Origin of the sequence: Pseudomonas syringae group sp. 243L2, from assembly GCF_032587875.1 — a bacterium.
GTDB classification, from domain to species: domain Bacteria; phylum Pseudomonadota; class Gammaproteobacteria; order Pseudomonadales; family Pseudomonadaceae; genus Aquipseudomonas; species Aquipseudomonas amygdali.
The window spans coordinates 211,917-227,302 of sequence record NZ_JAWHPL010000040.1 but is presented as its reverse complement, the minus strand read 5'-3'; the positions used below and the strand labels follow the sequence as shown (position 1 = coordinate 227,302).

Annotated in this window: 17 protein-coding genes; 12 read left to right on the top strand and 5 right to left on the bottom strand. The window is 59.4% G+C overall.

The window, feature by feature from the left end:
* Window positions 1-41: 41 nt before the first annotated feature.
* Both RYB66_RS24130 and pyrE read right to left on the bottom strand, forming a co-directional pair.
* Window positions 42-674 carry a hypothetical protein gene (locus RYB66_RS24130; protein WP_005744850.1) on the bottom strand — a complete coding sequence of 211 codons (633 nt, stop codon included), beginning with the start codon at window positions 672-674 and terminating at the stop codon, window positions 42-44.
* A gap of 10 nt (window positions 675-684) precedes the next feature.
* The gene (gene pyrE, locus RYB66_RS24125) at window positions 685-1,326 is read right to left on the bottom strand and encodes an orotate phosphoribosyltransferase (protein WP_005744851.1); all 642 of its coding nucleotides are present in this window, start codon (window positions 1,324-1,326) and stop codon (window positions 685-687) included.
* An 82-nt stretch (window positions 1,327-1,408) separates the two neighbouring features.
* On the opposite strand from pyrE, the gene RYB66_RS24120 reads away from it, so the two are divergent.
* Entirely contained in the window at window positions 1,409-2,188 is a 780-nt protein-coding gene (locus RYB66_RS24120; RefSeq protein ID WP_002551505.1) for an exodeoxyribonuclease III, read from the top strand.
* Between the two features lie 68 nt (window positions 2,189-2,256).
* Here RYB66_RS24120 and RYB66_RS24115 read toward each other — a convergent pair whose 3' ends face one another.
* Window positions 2,257-2,625 (bottom strand): DUF4870 domain-containing protein, encoded by a 369-nt coding sequence (locus RYB66_RS24115; RefSeq protein WP_003313990.1) that lies wholly within the window; start codon window positions 2,623-2,625, stop codon window positions 2,257-2,259.
* Between the two features lie 20 nt (window positions 2,626-2,645).
* Complete coding sequence (gene rph / locus RYB66_RS24110; RefSeq protein ID WP_003313989.1) at window positions 2,646-3,368, bottom strand: ribonuclease PH; 723 nt, start codon at window positions 3,366-3,368, stop codon at window positions 2,646-2,648.
* Window positions 3,369-3,678: 310 nt separating this feature from the next.
* Between rph and RYB66_RS24105 the strand changes: the two genes are divergently transcribed.
* The 6 genes from RYB66_RS24105 to RYB66_RS24080 all read left to right on the top strand — a co-directional run bounded on the left by RYB66_RS24105 (window position 3,679) and on the right by RYB66_RS24080 (window position 8,974).
* Window positions 3,679-4,542 (top strand): YicC/YloC family endoribonuclease, encoded by an 864-nt coding sequence (locus tag RYB66_RS24105; protein WP_002551502.1) that lies wholly within the window; start codon window positions 3,679-3,681, stop codon window positions 4,540-4,542.
* 13 nt (window positions 4,543-4,555) lie between these two features.
* The gene (gene gmk / locus RYB66_RS24100) at window positions 4,556-5,200 is read left to right on the top strand and encodes a guanylate kinase (RefSeq protein WP_005744853.1); all 645 of its coding nucleotides are present in this window, start codon (window positions 4,556-4,558) and stop codon (window positions 5,198-5,200) included.
* A gap of 147 nt (window positions 5,201-5,347) precedes the next feature.
* Window positions 5,348-5,611 carry a DNA-directed RNA polymerase subunit omega gene (gene rpoZ, locus RYB66_RS24095; RefSeq protein ID WP_002551500.1) on the top strand — a complete coding sequence of 88 codons (264 nt, stop codon included), beginning with the start codon at window positions 5,348-5,350 and terminating at the stop codon, window positions 5,609-5,611.
* 60 nt (window positions 5,612-5,671) lie between these two features.
* Window positions 5,672-7,777 carry a bifunctional GTP diphosphokinase/guanosine-3',5'-bis pyrophosphate 3'-pyrophosphohydrolase gene (gene spoT, locus RYB66_RS24090; RefSeq protein WP_004655368.1) on the top strand — a complete coding sequence of 702 codons (2,106 nt, stop codon included), beginning with the start codon at window positions 5,672-5,674 and terminating at the stop codon, window positions 7,775-7,777.
* Between the two features lie 24 nt (window positions 7,778-7,801).
* Window positions 7,802-8,182 carry a RidA family protein gene (locus tag RYB66_RS24085; protein ID WP_004655371.1) on the top strand — a complete coding sequence of 127 codons (381 nt, stop codon included), beginning with the start codon at window positions 7,802-7,804 and terminating at the stop codon, window positions 8,180-8,182.
* A gap of 54 nt (window positions 8,183-8,236) precedes the next feature.
* Window positions 8,237-8,974 (top strand): hypothetical protein, encoded by a 738-nt coding sequence (locus tag RYB66_RS24080; protein ID WP_004655373.1) that lies wholly within the window; start codon window positions 8,237-8,239, stop codon window positions 8,972-8,974.
* A gap of 51 nt (window positions 8,975-9,025) precedes the next feature.
* On the opposite strand, the gene RYB66_RS24075 is transcribed toward RYB66_RS24080, so the two are convergent.
* A complete protein-coding gene (locus RYB66_RS24075; RefSeq protein WP_005744854.1) occupies window positions 9,026-9,874 on the bottom strand; it encodes an SDR family oxidoreductase in 849 nt (282 codons plus the stop codon).
* Between the two features lie 209 nt (window positions 9,875-10,083).
* On the opposite strand from RYB66_RS24075, the gene exbB reads away from it, so the two are divergent.
* The 5 genes from exbB to recG all read left to right on the top strand — a co-directional run bounded on the left by exbB (window position 10,084) and on the right by recG (window position 15,312).
* Window positions 10,084-11,037, top strand: coding sequence for a tonB-system energizer ExbB (gene exbB, locus RYB66_RS24070; protein ID WP_046835111.1), 954 nt, complete (start codon window positions 10,084-10,086; stop codon window positions 11,035-11,037).
* 3 nt (window positions 11,038-11,040) lie between these two features.
* Complete coding sequence (gene exbD, locus RYB66_RS24065; protein WP_002551495.1) at window positions 11,041-11,466, top strand: TonB system transport protein ExbD; 426 nt, start codon at window positions 11,041-11,043, stop codon at window positions 11,464-11,466.
* The gene (locus RYB66_RS24060) at window positions 11,463-12,209 is read left to right on the top strand and encodes an energy transducer TonB (RefSeq protein WP_005731616.1); all 747 of its coding nucleotides are present in this window, start codon (window positions 11,463-11,465) and stop codon (window positions 12,207-12,209) included. Before exbD ends, RYB66_RS24060 begins: the two co-directional genes overlap by 4 nt.
* Before the next feature lie 92 nt (window positions 12,210-12,301).
* Window positions 12,302-13,225, top strand: a complete 924-nt coding sequence (locus RYB66_RS24055) for a hydrogen peroxide-inducible genes activator (protein ID WP_002551493.1) — start codon at window positions 12,302-12,304, stop codon at window positions 13,223-13,225.
* Between the two features lie 11 nt (window positions 13,226-13,236).
* Window positions 13,237-15,312 (top strand): ATP-dependent DNA helicase RecG, encoded by a 2,076-nt coding sequence (gene recG / locus RYB66_RS24050; protein WP_005744857.1) that lies wholly within the window; start codon window positions 13,237-13,239, stop codon window positions 15,310-15,312.
* Window positions 15,313-15,386 lie beyond the last annotated feature (74 nt).

Below are 15,386 nucleotides of genomic sequence, written 5' to 3'. Positions count from 1 at the left end.
AAACAGGCGTGGGCATGCGCTTCTGGACGCTCTGCGTCCGGTCATTGAGTCAGGCGCTGGACGCGTGCACGATCGACGGCGAAATCTGCTTCAGCCTTCACCCGTGCGGCCTGATACCCGGCGATATCGGTTTGCAGCTTCTGCTGCTGATCGCGCAAGTCATTCAACTGATCGACCAGCCCCTGCTGAACAGGACGCCCCGCACGCTCCAGGTCGGCTGCCTGGCCTTGCAGATTGCGCTGCTGAGCCGCCAGCCCCTGAATGTTGCCCTGAGCAACGCCAATCAGCGCATCCAGCTCGGCCAGTTTACGGGCCTTGACGCGGTCCACCTCATCGACACTGCTGTAAAGGCTTAACAGCTGTGCATCCGCAGCGGCCTGGCGCTTGTCTGCTTCGGACTGACGAATCTGCTCGGCAGTCGGCGCGGGCGGTACGACCTGTATCACCCGGCCACGACCATTGAGCACTTCATAGCCTTTGGCAACGTAGTCGGGCGGCACGCCTTGCGTATCGATCACGGTCACGCCACGGCTGTCGACGTAGCGATAAAGTCGAGCTTCAGGCGCATCAGCCGCTTGAGCGAGCAAGGGCGCAAGCATGCCAAGAGCCAGCCAGAACCCCAAAACGCTCAGTACGCCTGAAACCGAAGCCCCCTCCGTGCCGCTGACTGCCATAGGCTCGTCCTCAGATTCCGTATTGCGCGCGATAGGCTTCGACGGCAGGCAGATGCTGCTTGAGCTGCGGATCGTCGGCCAGGAACTCAAGCACTTGATTCAATGACACGATACTCACTACCGGGATGCCGAAGTCACGCTCGACCTCCTGAATCGCCGACAGCTCGCCATTGCCGCGCTCCTGGCGATTGAGGGCAATCAGGACACCTGCCGCAGTCGCGTTCTGGTCCTTGATGATCTGCATAACCTCGCGAATCGCCGTGCCCGCAGTAATGACGTCGTCGATAATCAGCACGTTGCCCGCCAGCGGGGAGCCCACCAGGCTGCCACCTTCGCCGTGCGCTTTGGCTTCCTTGCGGTTGAAACACCACGGCAGATCACGGTCATGATGCTCGGCCAGCGCCACGGCAGTTGCCGAGGCGAGCGGAATACCCTTGTAGGCCGGACCGAAAAGAACGTCGAAGGCAATACCGCTTTCAACCACGGCTGCTGCGTAGAAACGCCCCAGTTGTGCCAGTGCGGAACCGGTGTTGAACAGCCCCGCATTGAAGAAGTACGGGCTGGTGCGCCCGGACTTGAGAGTGAACTCACCGAAGCGCAGAACACCGCGATCGATGGCAAAACGAATAAAATCGCGCTGATACGCTTGCATGGAAAAAGCTCCGGATACCACGGATTTAGCTAATTAGGTAGAGCTCGGGTATCATACACGCACGTGATTTTTGGGGCCATTTATGCGGATCATCAGTGTGAACGTAAATGGCATTCAGGCTGCGGTCGAGCGTGGTTTGCTCAGCTGGCTGCAAGCTCAGAATGCCGACGTCATCTGCTTACAGGACACCCGCGCCTCCACCTTTGAACTGGATGATCCAGCCTTTCAGCTGGACGGTTACTTCCTCTATGCCTGCGAAGCCGAGGTTCCCGCTCAGGGTGGTGTGGCGCTTTATTCGCGGTTGCAACCGAAGGCGGTAATCAGCGGTCTCGGTTTCGAGACAGCCGACCGCTACGGGCGCTACCTGCAAGCAGATTTCGACAAGGTCAGTATCGCTACCCTGCTCTTTCCGTCAGGGATGAATGGCGATGAAGACCTGAATCAGAAATTCAAGCTCATGGACGATTTCGGCAAGTACATGGACAAGCAACGCCGCAAGCGTCGCGAATACATCTATTGCGGATCGCTCTACGTCGCGCAGCAGAAGCTCGACATCAAAAACTGGCGTGACAGCCAGCAGTCTCCTGGCTTCCTGGCGCCTGAACGCGCCTGGATGGACGAGATTGTCGGCACCATGGGCTATGTCGATGCCCTGCGTGAAGTCAGCCGCGAAGGTGATCAGTACAGCTGGTGGCCGGATAACGAACAGGCCGAGATGCTGAATCTGGGCTGGCGCTTCGATTATCAGATACTGACCCCAGGCTTGCGCCGCTTCGTACGCAGCGCTCGCCTGCCGCGTCAGCCGCGCTTCTCGCAGCACGCGCCATTGATCGTGGACTACGACTGGACCCTGACTATCTGATCGTCAGGCGAACAGTGCACACGAAAAAGCCGACTTCAAGTCGGCTTTTTGCGTTGCCTGAAGTGATGCTACTTGATCAGGCGCAAAGTGAACGGATAGCGATAATCGACGCCGTCATTGGCTTTTATCCCGGCAATGATCGCAAGCACTGCGGCTCCGATCCCCACCAGGGTCAGTAATGCAAAGCCGATGATCAGCAGCACCAGCAGCATGCTGACGGTGGCCGCAATGGCGACTGTGATCTGAAAGTTCAGCGCCTCCTTGCCTTGCGCGTCGATAAACGGATCGGAGTCTTTCTTCAACTGCCAGATAATCAGTGGGCCCAGTAGATTGCCGAACGGAAACATCAGTCCGGCAAACGCCGACAAGTGACAGAACATCGCCCACTGGCGAGCGCTTTGGGGCGGTTTGCTGAACGGTTGCAAGCTGTCACTCATTATCGGACCCCTTCTGGATATCAGTCGGCCAACGCGGCGCGCTGCAATTCAAACAGCTCGGTCATGCCTTTCTGCGCCAGGGCGAGCATCGCGTTCAGCTCTTCAGGCTGGAACGGTGCGCCTTCGGCTGTGCCCTGTACTTCAATGAAGCCGCCTGCACTGGTCATGACCACGTTCAGGTCGGTCTCCGCAGCGGAATCTTCCAGGTAATCGAGGTCAAGCACCGGCTCGCCCTGATACATGCCGACCGAAACGGCTGCGATCATCTGCTTGAGCGGGTCACCGCCCTTCAGGCCGCCACGCTTCTTGATCACTTTCAAGGCGTCTGCCAGAGCAACCATTGCGCCGGTGATGGACGCGGTGCGAGTGCCGCCGTCCGCTTGAATGACATCGCAATCGACGTACAGGGTCACGTCGCCCAGCTTGGACATGTCCAGCGCAGCGCGCAGCGAACGACCGATCAGGCGCTGGATTTCGAGTGTACGACCACCCTGCTTGCCGCGACTGGCTTCACGCTGGTTACGCTCGCCGGTAGCGCGCGGCAGCATGCCGTACTCGGCAGTCAGCCAACCCTGGCCCTGACCCTTGAGGAAGCGTGGTACGCCGTTTTCGACGCTGACGGTGCAGATCACCTTGGTATCACCAAACTCGACCAGTACAGAACCCTCGGCGTGTTTGGTGTAGTTGCGGGTGATGCGGATCGAGCGGAGCTGATCGGCGGCGCGACCACTTGGACGTTTCATCTGGGATACCTGTACTGAGACGGAAAACTGCTGGGCATTATAGAGGTCACAGCTGCCGCTGGGCATCTCTAAAAGCCGCCAATGCCGATTTGCTACGAACAGAAGGCTCTGGATCAATACTTTCGACGCTCTGGCGTGATCGCAAGGAATGCCTTGTGTCACTTGTAACGCTGCCGGATTGGGAGCCTGCGCCGCACTGCGCTACAATCCTGCGCCTCTGCAGCCAGTCGGCTTTCACGACACCCATGAACGCCGATCCTGTGCACTCATGGGTTGAATCACGCTCCTGAATCGATAAGAGGTACTTCCCATGGTGCACAGCATGACTGCCTTTGCCCGCGTAGAGCGAGCCGGTGCCCAAGGCACACTGAGCTGGGAACTGCGCTCGGTCAATCACCGCTATCTGGAGCCGCACCTGCGCCTGCCTGAGTCATTCCGTGATCTGGAAGGTGCGATTCGCGAAGCGCTACGCCAGGGGCTGTCGCGTGGCAAAGTTGAATGCACACTGCGTTTTGTCGAGGAAACCGCCGGCAAACCGCTGCAAGTGGATCTTGAGCGTGCAGGCCAGTTGATCGCCGCAGCCGAATCGGTTGCCGGCCTGATCAAACAGCCTGCCGCGCTGAATCCCCTGGAAGTTCTGGCATGGCCCGGCGTACTGGTGGCCGACGCCAGCGATCCACAGGTGTTGAACACCGAGGCGCTGAAGCTGTTCAATGATGCACTGACTGAATTAAAGAGCGGGCGCGGACGCGAAGGTGCAGACCTGGCCAGACTGCTTGATGACCGGTTGTCTTCCATCGTCGAGGAGGTTGCCACCCTGCGCACCCTGGTGCCGCAGATGCTGGCAACTCAGCGCCAGAAAGTACTGGATCGCTTTGCCGACATGAAAGCCGAACTGGATCCGCAGCGCCTTGAGCAGGAAATGGTTCTGTTGGCACAGAAAAGCGATGTTGCCGAAGAGCTGGACCGCCTCAGCACACACGTCACCGAAGTGCGTCGCGTACTCAAGGCTGGCGGTCAGGCAGGCCGGCGCCTTGATTTCCTGATGCAAGAGCTTAACCGCGAAGCGAATACACTGGGCTCCAAGGCCTTTGACCCACGCAGCACGCAGGCTGCCGTCAACCTTAAAGTGTTGATCGAGCAAATGCGCGAGCAAGTGCAGAATATTGAGTAAGGCTGAACCTCACATGAACCATATCACTGGCACCCTGTATATCATTTCCGCCCCGTCCGGCGCGGGCAAGACCAGCCTGGTCAAGGCCCTGATGGACGCCCAGCAAGAGCCTCAGCACGGCGCGCAGGCGAAGATTCGCGTCTCGGTCTCGCACACCACCCGGGCCATGCGCCCCGGCGAAGTGAACGGCGTGAACTACAACTTCGTCGATCGTGCCGAGTTCGTGCGCATGATCGAGCACGGCGACTTTCTTGAGCAGGCCGAAGTCTTTGGCAATCTGTACGGCACCTCGCAGAGCCACCTGCAGCAGACCCTGGACGAAGGCCACGACCTGATTCTGGAAATCGACTGGCAGGGTGCCCGGCAGGTTCGTGCACAAATGCCGCAGGCCCGGTCGATCTTCATTCTGCCGCCTACCCAGCAGGCATTGCGTCAGCGTCTGACCAATCGTGGCCAGGACAGTGACGAGATCATTGAAGCGCGGATGCGTGAGGCGGTCAGCGAAATGAGCCACTACAACGAGTACGAATACGTTGTGGTCAATGACGATTTTGCCGGTGCACTGGAAGACCTCAAGGCAATATTCCGCGCCAATCGCCTGACTCAGCAGCATCAGCAAGAGCAATACAGCGAGCTTTTTCAGGAGTTGCTGGCTTGATCGAGTCGTTTCCAGACATCAGGCAACAGGTTAAAAGCATGCCGTTGGTGGCTTGCCGCTTGATGCCTGGTGCTGTCCGCTTGTAAACTATCGAGTCCGCTCGCCCATCCGGGCATCGCGCATCCGCATTTGCTACGAGGAATACCCATGGCCCGCGTAACCGTTGAAGACTGCCTAGAACACGTGGATAACCGCTTTGAGCTGGTCATGCTCTCTACCAAGCGTGCCCGTCAACTGGCAACCGGCGGCAAAGAACCAAAGCTGGCCTGGGAAAATGACAAGCCTACCGTTATGGCACTGCGTGAAATCGCGGCTGGCCTGATGGATTACGCTGTAATCGCAGAAGCCGAAATCGTTGAAGATGAACCATTGTTCGCAGCGTTCGAGGACGAGTCCAACGAGGCCGTCTAAGCCTATGCCAGGTCGACGTAGTACGGCGCAGGGTAAAAGCCATTGGCAAGGGGTAGCGCCTTGCCGAGCATAGACGCCCTCGCCGAAAGACTGTCGGCCTACCTCGGCAAGGACCAGGTCAACCTGGTGCGCCGAGCGTATTTCTATGCCGAACAAGCCCACGATGGCCAGCGCCGTCGCAGTGGTGAAGCCTACGTCACGCATCCTCTTGCGGTGGCGAACATTCTTGCAGACATGCACATGGACCATCAGAGCCTGATGGCTGCGATGCTGCATGACGTTATCGAAGACACCGGGATTGCCAAGGAAGCGCTCAGCGCGCAGTTTGGCGAGACTGTCGCGGAACTGGTCGACGGGGTCAGCAAACTGACCCAGATGAACTTCGAGACCAAGGCCGAAGCCCAGGCGGAGAACTTCCAGAAAATGGCCATGGCCATGGCGCGCGACATTCGCGTGATCCTGGTCAAACTCGCCGATCGCCTGCACAACATGCGCACGCTGGAAGTGCTGTCGGGCGAAAAGCGTCGGCGCATCGCCAAGGAAACCCTCGAAATCTATGCACCCATCGCCAATCGACTGGGTATGCACAGTGTGCGCATTGAATTCGAAGACCTCGGTTTCAAGGCGATGTACCCGATGCGCTCCTCGCGAATCAACCAGGCGGTCAAGCGCGCCAGGGGCAATCGCAAGGAACTGGTCAACAAGATCGAAGAGTCCCTTAGTCATTGCCTGGCCGTTGACGGCATCGAAGGGGACGTGAGCGGGCGGCAGAAGCATCTTTATGGCATCTACAAGAAGATGCGCGGCAAGCGTCGCGCCTTCAACGAGATCATGGATGTCTACGCATTCCGCATCATCGTCGACAAGGTCGATACCTGTTATCGCGTACTTGGCGCTGTACATAATTTGTATAAGCCGCTGCCCGGCCGCTTCAAGGACTACATCGCGATCCCCAAGGCCAACGGCTACCAGTCCCTGCATACGACCTTGTTCGGTATGCATGGCGTACCGATCGAAATCCAGATTCGCACCCGCGAAATGGAAGAGATGGCCAACAACGGCATCGCTGCACACTGGCTGTACAAATCCAGCGACGACGAGCAGCCAAAAGGCACTCATGCCCGTGCCCGGCAGTGGGTCAAGGGCGTGCTGGAAATGCAGCAGCGTGCGGGCAACTCTCTGGAGTTCATTGAAAGCGTCAAGATCGACCTATTCCCGGACGAGGTTTACGTTTTCACGCCCAAAGGCCGGATCATGGAGCTGCCCAAAGGCTCCACGGCGGTGGATTTCGCCTATGCGGTACACACCGACGTCGGCAATAGCTGCATCGCCTGCCGGATCAACCGCCGGCTGGCGCCGCTGTCCGAACCGCTGCAAAGCGGCTCGACCGTCGAGATTGTCAGTGCGCCCGGCGCACGTCCGAACCCGGCATGGCTGAACTTCGTCGTCACCGGCAAGGCGCGTACGCATATTCGTCACGCGCTCAAACTGCAACGCCGCTCCGAGTCGATCAACCTCGGCGAGCGCCTGCTGAACAAGGTGCTCAACGGCTTTGAATGCAGCCTCGACAAGATCACCCAGGAACGCATTCAGCTGGTGCTCAACGAATACCGGGTTGAAGTGCTGGAAGACCTGCTCGAAGACATCGGGCTGGGCAATCGCATGGCCTATGTCGTCGCCCGCCGTCTGCTGGGCGAGGGTGAGCAGTTGCCAAGCCCTGAAGGTCCGCTGGCGATTCGCGGTACCGAAGGCCTGGTGCTCAGCTACGCCAAATGCTGCACGCCAATCCCCGGCGACCCTATTGTCGGCCACCTGTCTGCAGGCAAGGGAATGGTTGTGCATCTGGATAACTGTCGCAACATCAGTGAAATCCGTCACAACCCGGAAAAATGCATCCAGTTGTCCTGGGCCAAGGACGTGACTGGCGAATTCAACGTCGAATTGCGTGTCGAACTCGAACATCAGCGCGGCCTGATCGCCCTGCTGGCCAGCAGCGTCAACGCGGCCGACGGCAATATCGAAAAAATCAGCATGGACGAACGCGATGGTCGCATCAGCGTGGTCCAACTGGTGGTCAGCGTGCACGACCGTGTGCATCTGGCTCGTGTGATCAAGAAACTGCGCGCCCTGACCGGTGTCACACGCATCACCCGGATGCGCGCGTAGGCCATCCCATCATCAGGAGTTCTCATGACCAAGACTGTCATCACCAGCGATAAAGCCCCTGCGGCAATCGGCCCGTACTCTCAGGCCATTAAAGCTGGCAATACCGTCTACATGTCCGGACAGATCCCGCTGGACCCGAGCAGCATGGAGCTGGTCGAAGGCATCGAAGCACAGATTACCCAGGTCTTCGAAAACCTGAAGTCTGTTGCCGAAGCGGCGGGCGGTTCCTTCAAGGACATCGTCAAACTGAACATCTTTCTGACCGATCTGGGCCACTTCGCCAAGGTCAACGAGATCATGGGTACCTATTTCACCCAGCCTTATCCGGCTCGCGCAGCCATCGGCGTTGCGGCATTGCCGCGCGGCGCGCAGGTTGAAATGGACGCGATTCTCGTCATCGAATAATCCCCCGACGGAGCGTGCCTTGCGCTCCGTTCTCCCTGAAGGAAGGAATCCGTTATGCGCTCCGCGCTCGCCATCTCGCTGCTCGCCGTCATTCTGGGCGGCTGCGCCAGCCACGCCGACCGCAATCCGGACGGCACCTGGATCAACCAGACCGCCATCGACGCCGCCGTCAAACAAGGCAACCTGCGTCAAGCCCTGCTCGCCAACGGCCCCAATCTGGAGTGGAAAATCAACTCCAAAGCCAATCAGGCCATCTATTCCAATGGTTTCGAGCTGGGTGAAGGCAAGATTGTCAGCGCCGCTGAAGGAAAGTTGCACATCGACTTCTACGGCAACTTCTTCGAAGACCTGAGCGTGAAAGGTGATGAGCTGGTTCAAGCTGCCAGCGAGTCAGGTCCTGAGCAGCACTTTCAGAAGCCCGAGAACCCGGCACCGGAAGGCGCTCAGCCTGGCACCAGTTTCGAGAAAGCCTTGTATGGTGCCTACATGGGCGGCAAATGGACCATCGTAGAAGGCGACGGCCAAGGCAGCACCGTGCAATTCATGCCTGACGGCAGTGTGCAGGGGCTTCCCGAAAACGATCGCTACGCACTATGCCTGGCGGGCGATTGCGCAGCCATGAGCGGCGAATACGACAGCATGTGGCTGGAGAAAGCCGAAAAAGGCAACCCGTGGATCTTTGCTCGCAAAGGCAAGCAGCTGGAGATATTCCAGGCTATGAACAATGCCGGTGCTGACCAGATGCCCGAGTTGCGTCCAGGCCCACGTCGCTGGTTGCTCGAACAGCAGTAAGCAACTCAAGCCTCGGGAGCGCCCTTCAAGGCGCTCCTGACTGCGACGTTTCTACCCCAACAAAGCCGCATAGCCAGCCCGATAATCCGGGTACATTGGCGTCCATCCCAGTGCGCGCGCCCTGGCATTGCTGCAACGCTTGCTGCCCACGCGCTGCACGCTGACCTCCTCCGACCATTCGGTCACCCCCAGATATTCACGTATCCACGCCACCACATCGGCCAGCGCGGCCGGATCGTCGTCAACGCCCAGATAGCAGCTCTCCAGTGCCACACCTCGTTGATCCGCCTGCAGCAGATGCTCCAGCAAGCTGGCGGCATCGTCGGCATGAATGCGATTGGCATAGACCGGCGGATCAATTCTGACACTGTGCCCCTGACGCACACGGTTCGACAGGTCACTGCGTCCGGGTCCGTAGATACCGGTCAGCCTCACCGCCGTGGCTGGCAGTCCGCTGTTCAGCGCGAGCTGCTCGGCTTCCAGCATCACAGTACCGGTGTAGTTGGCCGGTTCGGTGACGGAGTCTTCATCAACCCACTCCCCGTTCTGCTGACCGTACACACCGCTGCTTGAGACAAAGATCAACCGCTTTGGACGCTGCCCGGTCTGCTCAAGCCAACTCAATACATTGCGCAAGCCCTCGACATAGGCCATCCGGTAACCCGCCTCGTCACGCTGCGAAGGAGTTGCGCAATACACCATATAGTCCAGTGCCGCAGCGGGCCACAGGGCAGGCTTGCGGGTATCGAACAAATCGCCCGCCACACCGTGAACACCGGCAGGCAGCTCGGAAACAGTGCGCCGCAGCCCATGCACGGTCCAGCCGTGAGGCAGCAGGCGGCTAGCGAGTCGCGAACCGATGTCGCCACAGCCGGCGATTAGAAGCGAAGGGGCAGTCATTCGGTATCTCCATAACAGGTGGCGTCAGCGCCGTACAAAATGATCATCGACAGGCGAAAATTCGGGCGAATATGTAAAAAAGATACTGTATTACTTTTGTTAACAAGAACGATTTGCAATAATGGCAGCCCATTTGTTCCCCGTGAGCGTCGAGAGCACTGAACGACGCACTGGAACCATCCCCTATTTTTCTCTCAGGTCCGGCCAGCATGACACGCATTCAATCAATCGCTTCGCCTACCCGGATGCCTCGCCTGCCTCGTGCATGGCGCGGTGTCGCAGCCCTCGTCTTGAGCCTGATGTTCGTACCTATGGCGCTTGCAGATCAATCGGCACCTACTGCTGCACCTGCAGCCTCTGCCGCACCCGCGGCGACAGCTCCTGTCGCGCCTGATGCCGCTGCCCCGGTGCAGGCTCTGGAGCCTGCAGCCGAAGACAACAGCCTGGGCATGGCACATGACCTGTCGCCATGGGGCATGTACCAGAACGCCGACGTCGTGGTCAAAGCGGTCATGATCGGTCTGGCCATCGCATCGATCATTACGTGGACCATCTGGATCTCCAAGGGTTTCGAACTGCTGGGTGCCAAACGCCGGTTGCGTGGTGAAATCGTCAACCTGAAAAAAGCCCGCTCCCTGAACGAAGCGAGCTCGACCGCCAGCAAGGAAGGCACCCTCGCCCACCTGCTGGTGCATGACGCTCTTGAAGAGATGCGCCTGTCGGCCAACAGCCGTGAGCGCGAAGGGATCAAGGAACGTGTCAGCTTCCGCCTCGAGCGCCTGGTCGCAGCCTGCGGCCGCAACATGAGCATGGGCACCGGCGTACTGGCGACCATCGGCTCTACCGCACCGTTCGTGGGTTTGTTCGGTACGGTATGGGGCATCATGAACAGCTTCATCGGCATCGCCAAGACCCAGACCACCAACCTCGCTGTCGTGGCACCGGGTATCGCCGAGGCCCTGCTGGCCACGGCACTGGGTCTGGTTGCCGCAATTCCTGCGGTAGTGATCTACAACGTGTTCGCCCGCTCCATCGCCGGTTACAAGGCTCAGGTTTCAGATGCTTCGGCGCACGTTCTGCTGCTGGTCAGCCGCGACCTGGATCATCTGCCAGAACCGACCGAGCGCAATCAACAACAACCGCACATGGTCAAGGTGGGCTAACACGTGGGCCTGCATCTTAACGAAGGCGGCGATGACCTCGCCGAGAACCATGAAATCAACGTGACGCCGTTCATCGACGTCATGCTGGTGCTGCTGATCATCTTCATGGTGGCTGCACCGTTGGCGACCGTGGACATCAAGGTCGACCTGCCGGCATCCACTGCCACGCCACAGCCCAGGCCCGAGAAGCCGATCTTCCTCAGCGTCAAGACCGACAAGAGCCTGTATCTGGGTGAAGAGAAGGTTGCCCGCGAGCAGATCGGTCAGGTGCTGGACGCCCGGACCAAGGGCAAGAAGGACACCACGATCTTCTTCCAGGCCGACAAGGGCGTGGATTACGGCGATCTGATGGAAGTCATGAACACGCTTCGGGGTGCGGGTTACCTCAAGGTTGGTCTGGTGGGTCTTGAGACGGCTGGTAAGAAATGATCAGTACGCGCCAAAAACTGACGCGCTATAGCGGTAGTCTGTTGTTGGTGCTGGCCGTGCACGCTATCGCGATCATCATCGCCGTTCGCTGGCCCGCCTCTCAGGCGATTGAGCTACCGCCAGCGGCCATGATGGTCGAGCTTGCGCCTCTGCCTGAGCCCGCACCGCCGCCACCACCAAAAGTCGTTCAGCCACCTCCGCCGCCAGCCCCTGAAGAACCAGAGCCCATGCCGGAAGTCGCGCAAGCGCCGAAGCCGGAAATCGTGGTGCCCAAAAAGGTTGAAAAGCCCAAGCCAAAACCGCAGCCGCCAAAGCCGCAGAAGAAGCCTGAGCCACCTCAGGAAAAACCTGCTGACGAAAAACCGGTCGACACGCCGCCTACGACTGCCAAACCGGAAAAAGCAGCTGCTCCGAAGCCCGCTCCTGCGCCTGCGCCGCCCAGCAATGCGCTGCCAAGCTGGCAGGGTGACCTGTTAAGTCATCTGGGCAAGTACAAGAAGTATCCCGAGGATGCGCGTCGTCGTGGCATGCAGGGTGTTGCACGCCTGCGCTTCGTTGTCGATGCTGACGGCAACGTGCTGTCTTACTCGATTGCCAACAGTTCAGGCAGCCCGGCGCTGGATCGAGCGACCATGGAAATGATCCGTCGCGCTCAGCCACTGCCCAAGCCGCCCAAGGAAATCCTCAACAACGGCACCATTGAAATCCTCGCACCGTTCGTTTATTCGCTGGATAAACGCTGAATTGTACTTTTGTTACTTGTGAGTGCTTCTGATAACGTGCGTCTATCGATCGCACCCGCTATGCTGGGGTCGCAACTTCATGGACGCACGTTATGACTCTTACAGAATTACGCTACATCGTCACGCTTGCCCAGGAGCAGCACTTTGGCCATGCGGCTGAGCGCTGCCACGTCAGCCAGCCAACGCTGTCGGTGGGCGTCAAGAAACTAGAAGACGAACTCGGTGTGCTCATTTTCGAGCGCAGCAAGAGCGCCGTGCGCCTGACACCGGTCGGTGAAGGCATCGTTGCGCAAGCGCAGAAAGTGCTGGAGCAGGCTCAAGGTATTCGTGAGCTGGCCCAGGCAGGCAAGAATCAGCTGACCGCGCCGCTGAAAGTCGGCGCTATTTATACCGTCGGCCCTTACCTGTTTCCTCACCTGATTCCACAACTGCACCGGGTTGCGCCGCAGATGCCGTTGTACATCGAAGAAAACTTCACGCATGTGCTGCGCGACAAGCTGCGCAACGGTGAGCTGGATGCCGTCATCATTGCCTTGCCGTTCAACGAAGCCGACGTGCTGACCCTGCCGCTTTACGACGAGCCGTTCTCCGTCCTTATGCCGGCCGATCACCCCTGGACTCAGAAAGAGACCATCGACGCCTCGGCACTCAACGACAAGAGCCTGTTACTGCTGGGCGAGGGTCACTGTTTCCGTGATCAGGTTCTGGAAGCCTGCCCTACCCTGGGCAAAGGCAATGAAGGCGCCAAGCACACGACAGTAGAGTCCAGCTCGCTGGAAACCATTCGGCACATGGTCGCTTCCGGGCTGGGTATTTCGATCCTGCCGCTTTCGGCCGTTGACAGCCACCACTACGCGCCCGGCGTGATCGAAGTCCGCCCGCTGACGCCGCCTGTGCCTTTCCGCACAGTCGCCATCGCCTGGCGCGCAAGCTTCCCGAGACCCAAAGCCATCGAAATTCTCGCTGACTCTGCTCGCCTGTGCTCGGTGGCACGTCCGAAAACAGTCGCAAGTTAGGCAGAAAAGAAATGAGCGAGCTTTCCAGGGTCTCGGTCACGGCGCTCAAGGGCGTCGGTGAAGCGATGGCAGAAAAGCTGGCCAAGGTCGGGCTGGAAACCCTGCAGGACGTGCTGTTCCATCTGCCGTTGCGTTACCAGGACCGGACCCGCGTCGTACCGATTGGCGCATTGCGCCCTGGCCAGGATGCCGTGATCGAAGGCGTGGTCAGCGGCGCCGATGTGGTAATGGGCAAGCGCCGTAGCTTGCTGGTACGGCTTGGCGACGGCACAGGTGTCGTCAGCCTGCGCTTCTACCACTTCAGCAACGCGCAGAAAGAAAGCATGAAGCGTGGCACGCACCTGCGTTGCTTCGGCGAAGCGCGTCCCGGTGCTTCCGGCCTGGAAATCTATCACCCGGAATATCGGGCGATCACCGGTGATGAGCCCGCGCCCGTCGAACAGACCCTCACGCCGATCTATCCCACGACTGAAGGCCTTACCCAGCAGCGCCTGCGTCAGCTATGTCAGCAAAGCCTGGCGATGCTCGGCCCCAAAAGCCTGCCGGACTGGCTGCCGGATGAGCTGGCCCGCGACTATCAGCTGGCCCCTCTGGATGATGCGATCCGCTATCTGCATCACCCGCCCGCCGATGCCGATGTGGAGGAGCTGGCCCTCGGACATCACTGGGCGCAACACCGGCTGGCTTTCGAGGAATTGCTTACCCACCAGCTTTCCCAGCAGCGCCTGCGCGAAAGTCTGCGCTCACAGCGCGCACCGGCGTTGCCTGTTGCGAAAAAACTGCCGAAACAATTTCTCGCCAACCTCGGCTTCGCGCCCACGGGTGCCCAGCAGCGGGTCGGCAAGGAAGTCGCCTACGACCTGAGCCAGCCTGAGCCGATGCTGCGGTTGATTCAGGGTGACGTTGGTTCGGGCAAGACCGTGGTCGCCGCTCTGGCTGCCTTGCAAGCGCTGGAAGCAGGTTATCAAGTGGCGCTGATGGCCCCCACCGAGATTCTCGCCGAGCAGCACTACATCAACTTCCAGCGCTGGTTAGAGCCGCTGGGCGTTGGAGTGGCCTGGCTGGCGGGCAAGCTCAAGGGCAAGGCGCGCGCGACGTCCCTGGAGCAGATCGCCAGTGGCACCCCTATGGTAGTGGGCACCCATGCGCTGTTTCAGGACGAAGTGCAGTTCAAGAACCTCGCGCTGGTGATCATCGACGAGCAGCATCGGTTCGGTGTTCAGCAACGTTTGGCGCTGCGTAAAAAGGGCGTCGGCGGCCTGATGTGTCCGCATCAATTGATCATGACCGCCACACCGATTCCACGCACGCTGGCGATGAGCGCCTACGCCGATCTGGACACGTCGATTCTGGACGAACTACCGCCCGGAAGGACACCGGTCAATACCGTGCTGGTTGCCGACAGCCGCCGCCTGGAAGTCGTGGAACGTGTGCGCGCAGCTTGCGCCGAAGGTCGCCAGGCCTATTGGGTGTGCACGCTGATCGAAGAATCCGAAGAGCTTACCTGCAAAGCTGCTGAAACCACCTACGAAGAACTGAGCAGTGCCCTGGGTGAGGTTCGCGTCGGGTTGATACACGGGCGCATGAAGCCTGCAGAAAAGGCCGCGATCATGGCCGAATTCAAGCAGGGTGCGCTGCAATTGCTGGTGGCAACTACAGTGATCGAAGTTGGGGTCGACGTGCCGAACTCCAGCCTGATGATCATCGAAAACCCCGAGCGCCTCGGTCTGGCTCAATTGCACCAGTTGCGCGGGCGCGTCGGGCGCGGCAGTGCGGTCAGCCATTGTGTGCTGCTCTACCACCCGCCGCTTTCACAGATCGGACGGCAGCGGCTGGGCATCATGCGTGAAACCAACGATGGCTTTGTCATCGCCGAAAAGGACCTTGAACTGCGTGGTCCCGGTGAAATGCTGGGAACCCGACAAACGGGCCTTCTGCAATTCAAGGTCGCCGACCTTATGCGTGACGCAGACCTGCTACCGGCCGTACGCGACGCGGCTCAGGCCCTGTTGGAGCGCTGGCCCCAACATGTCAGCCCACTGCTCGACAGATGGCTGCGTCATGGCCAGCAGTATGGCCAGGTGTGATGCAGGCTACGCTTTGAACACCACGTGCGACCGAAAACGAATAACGTGGTTATACTTCAAAAAATGTAGGAATT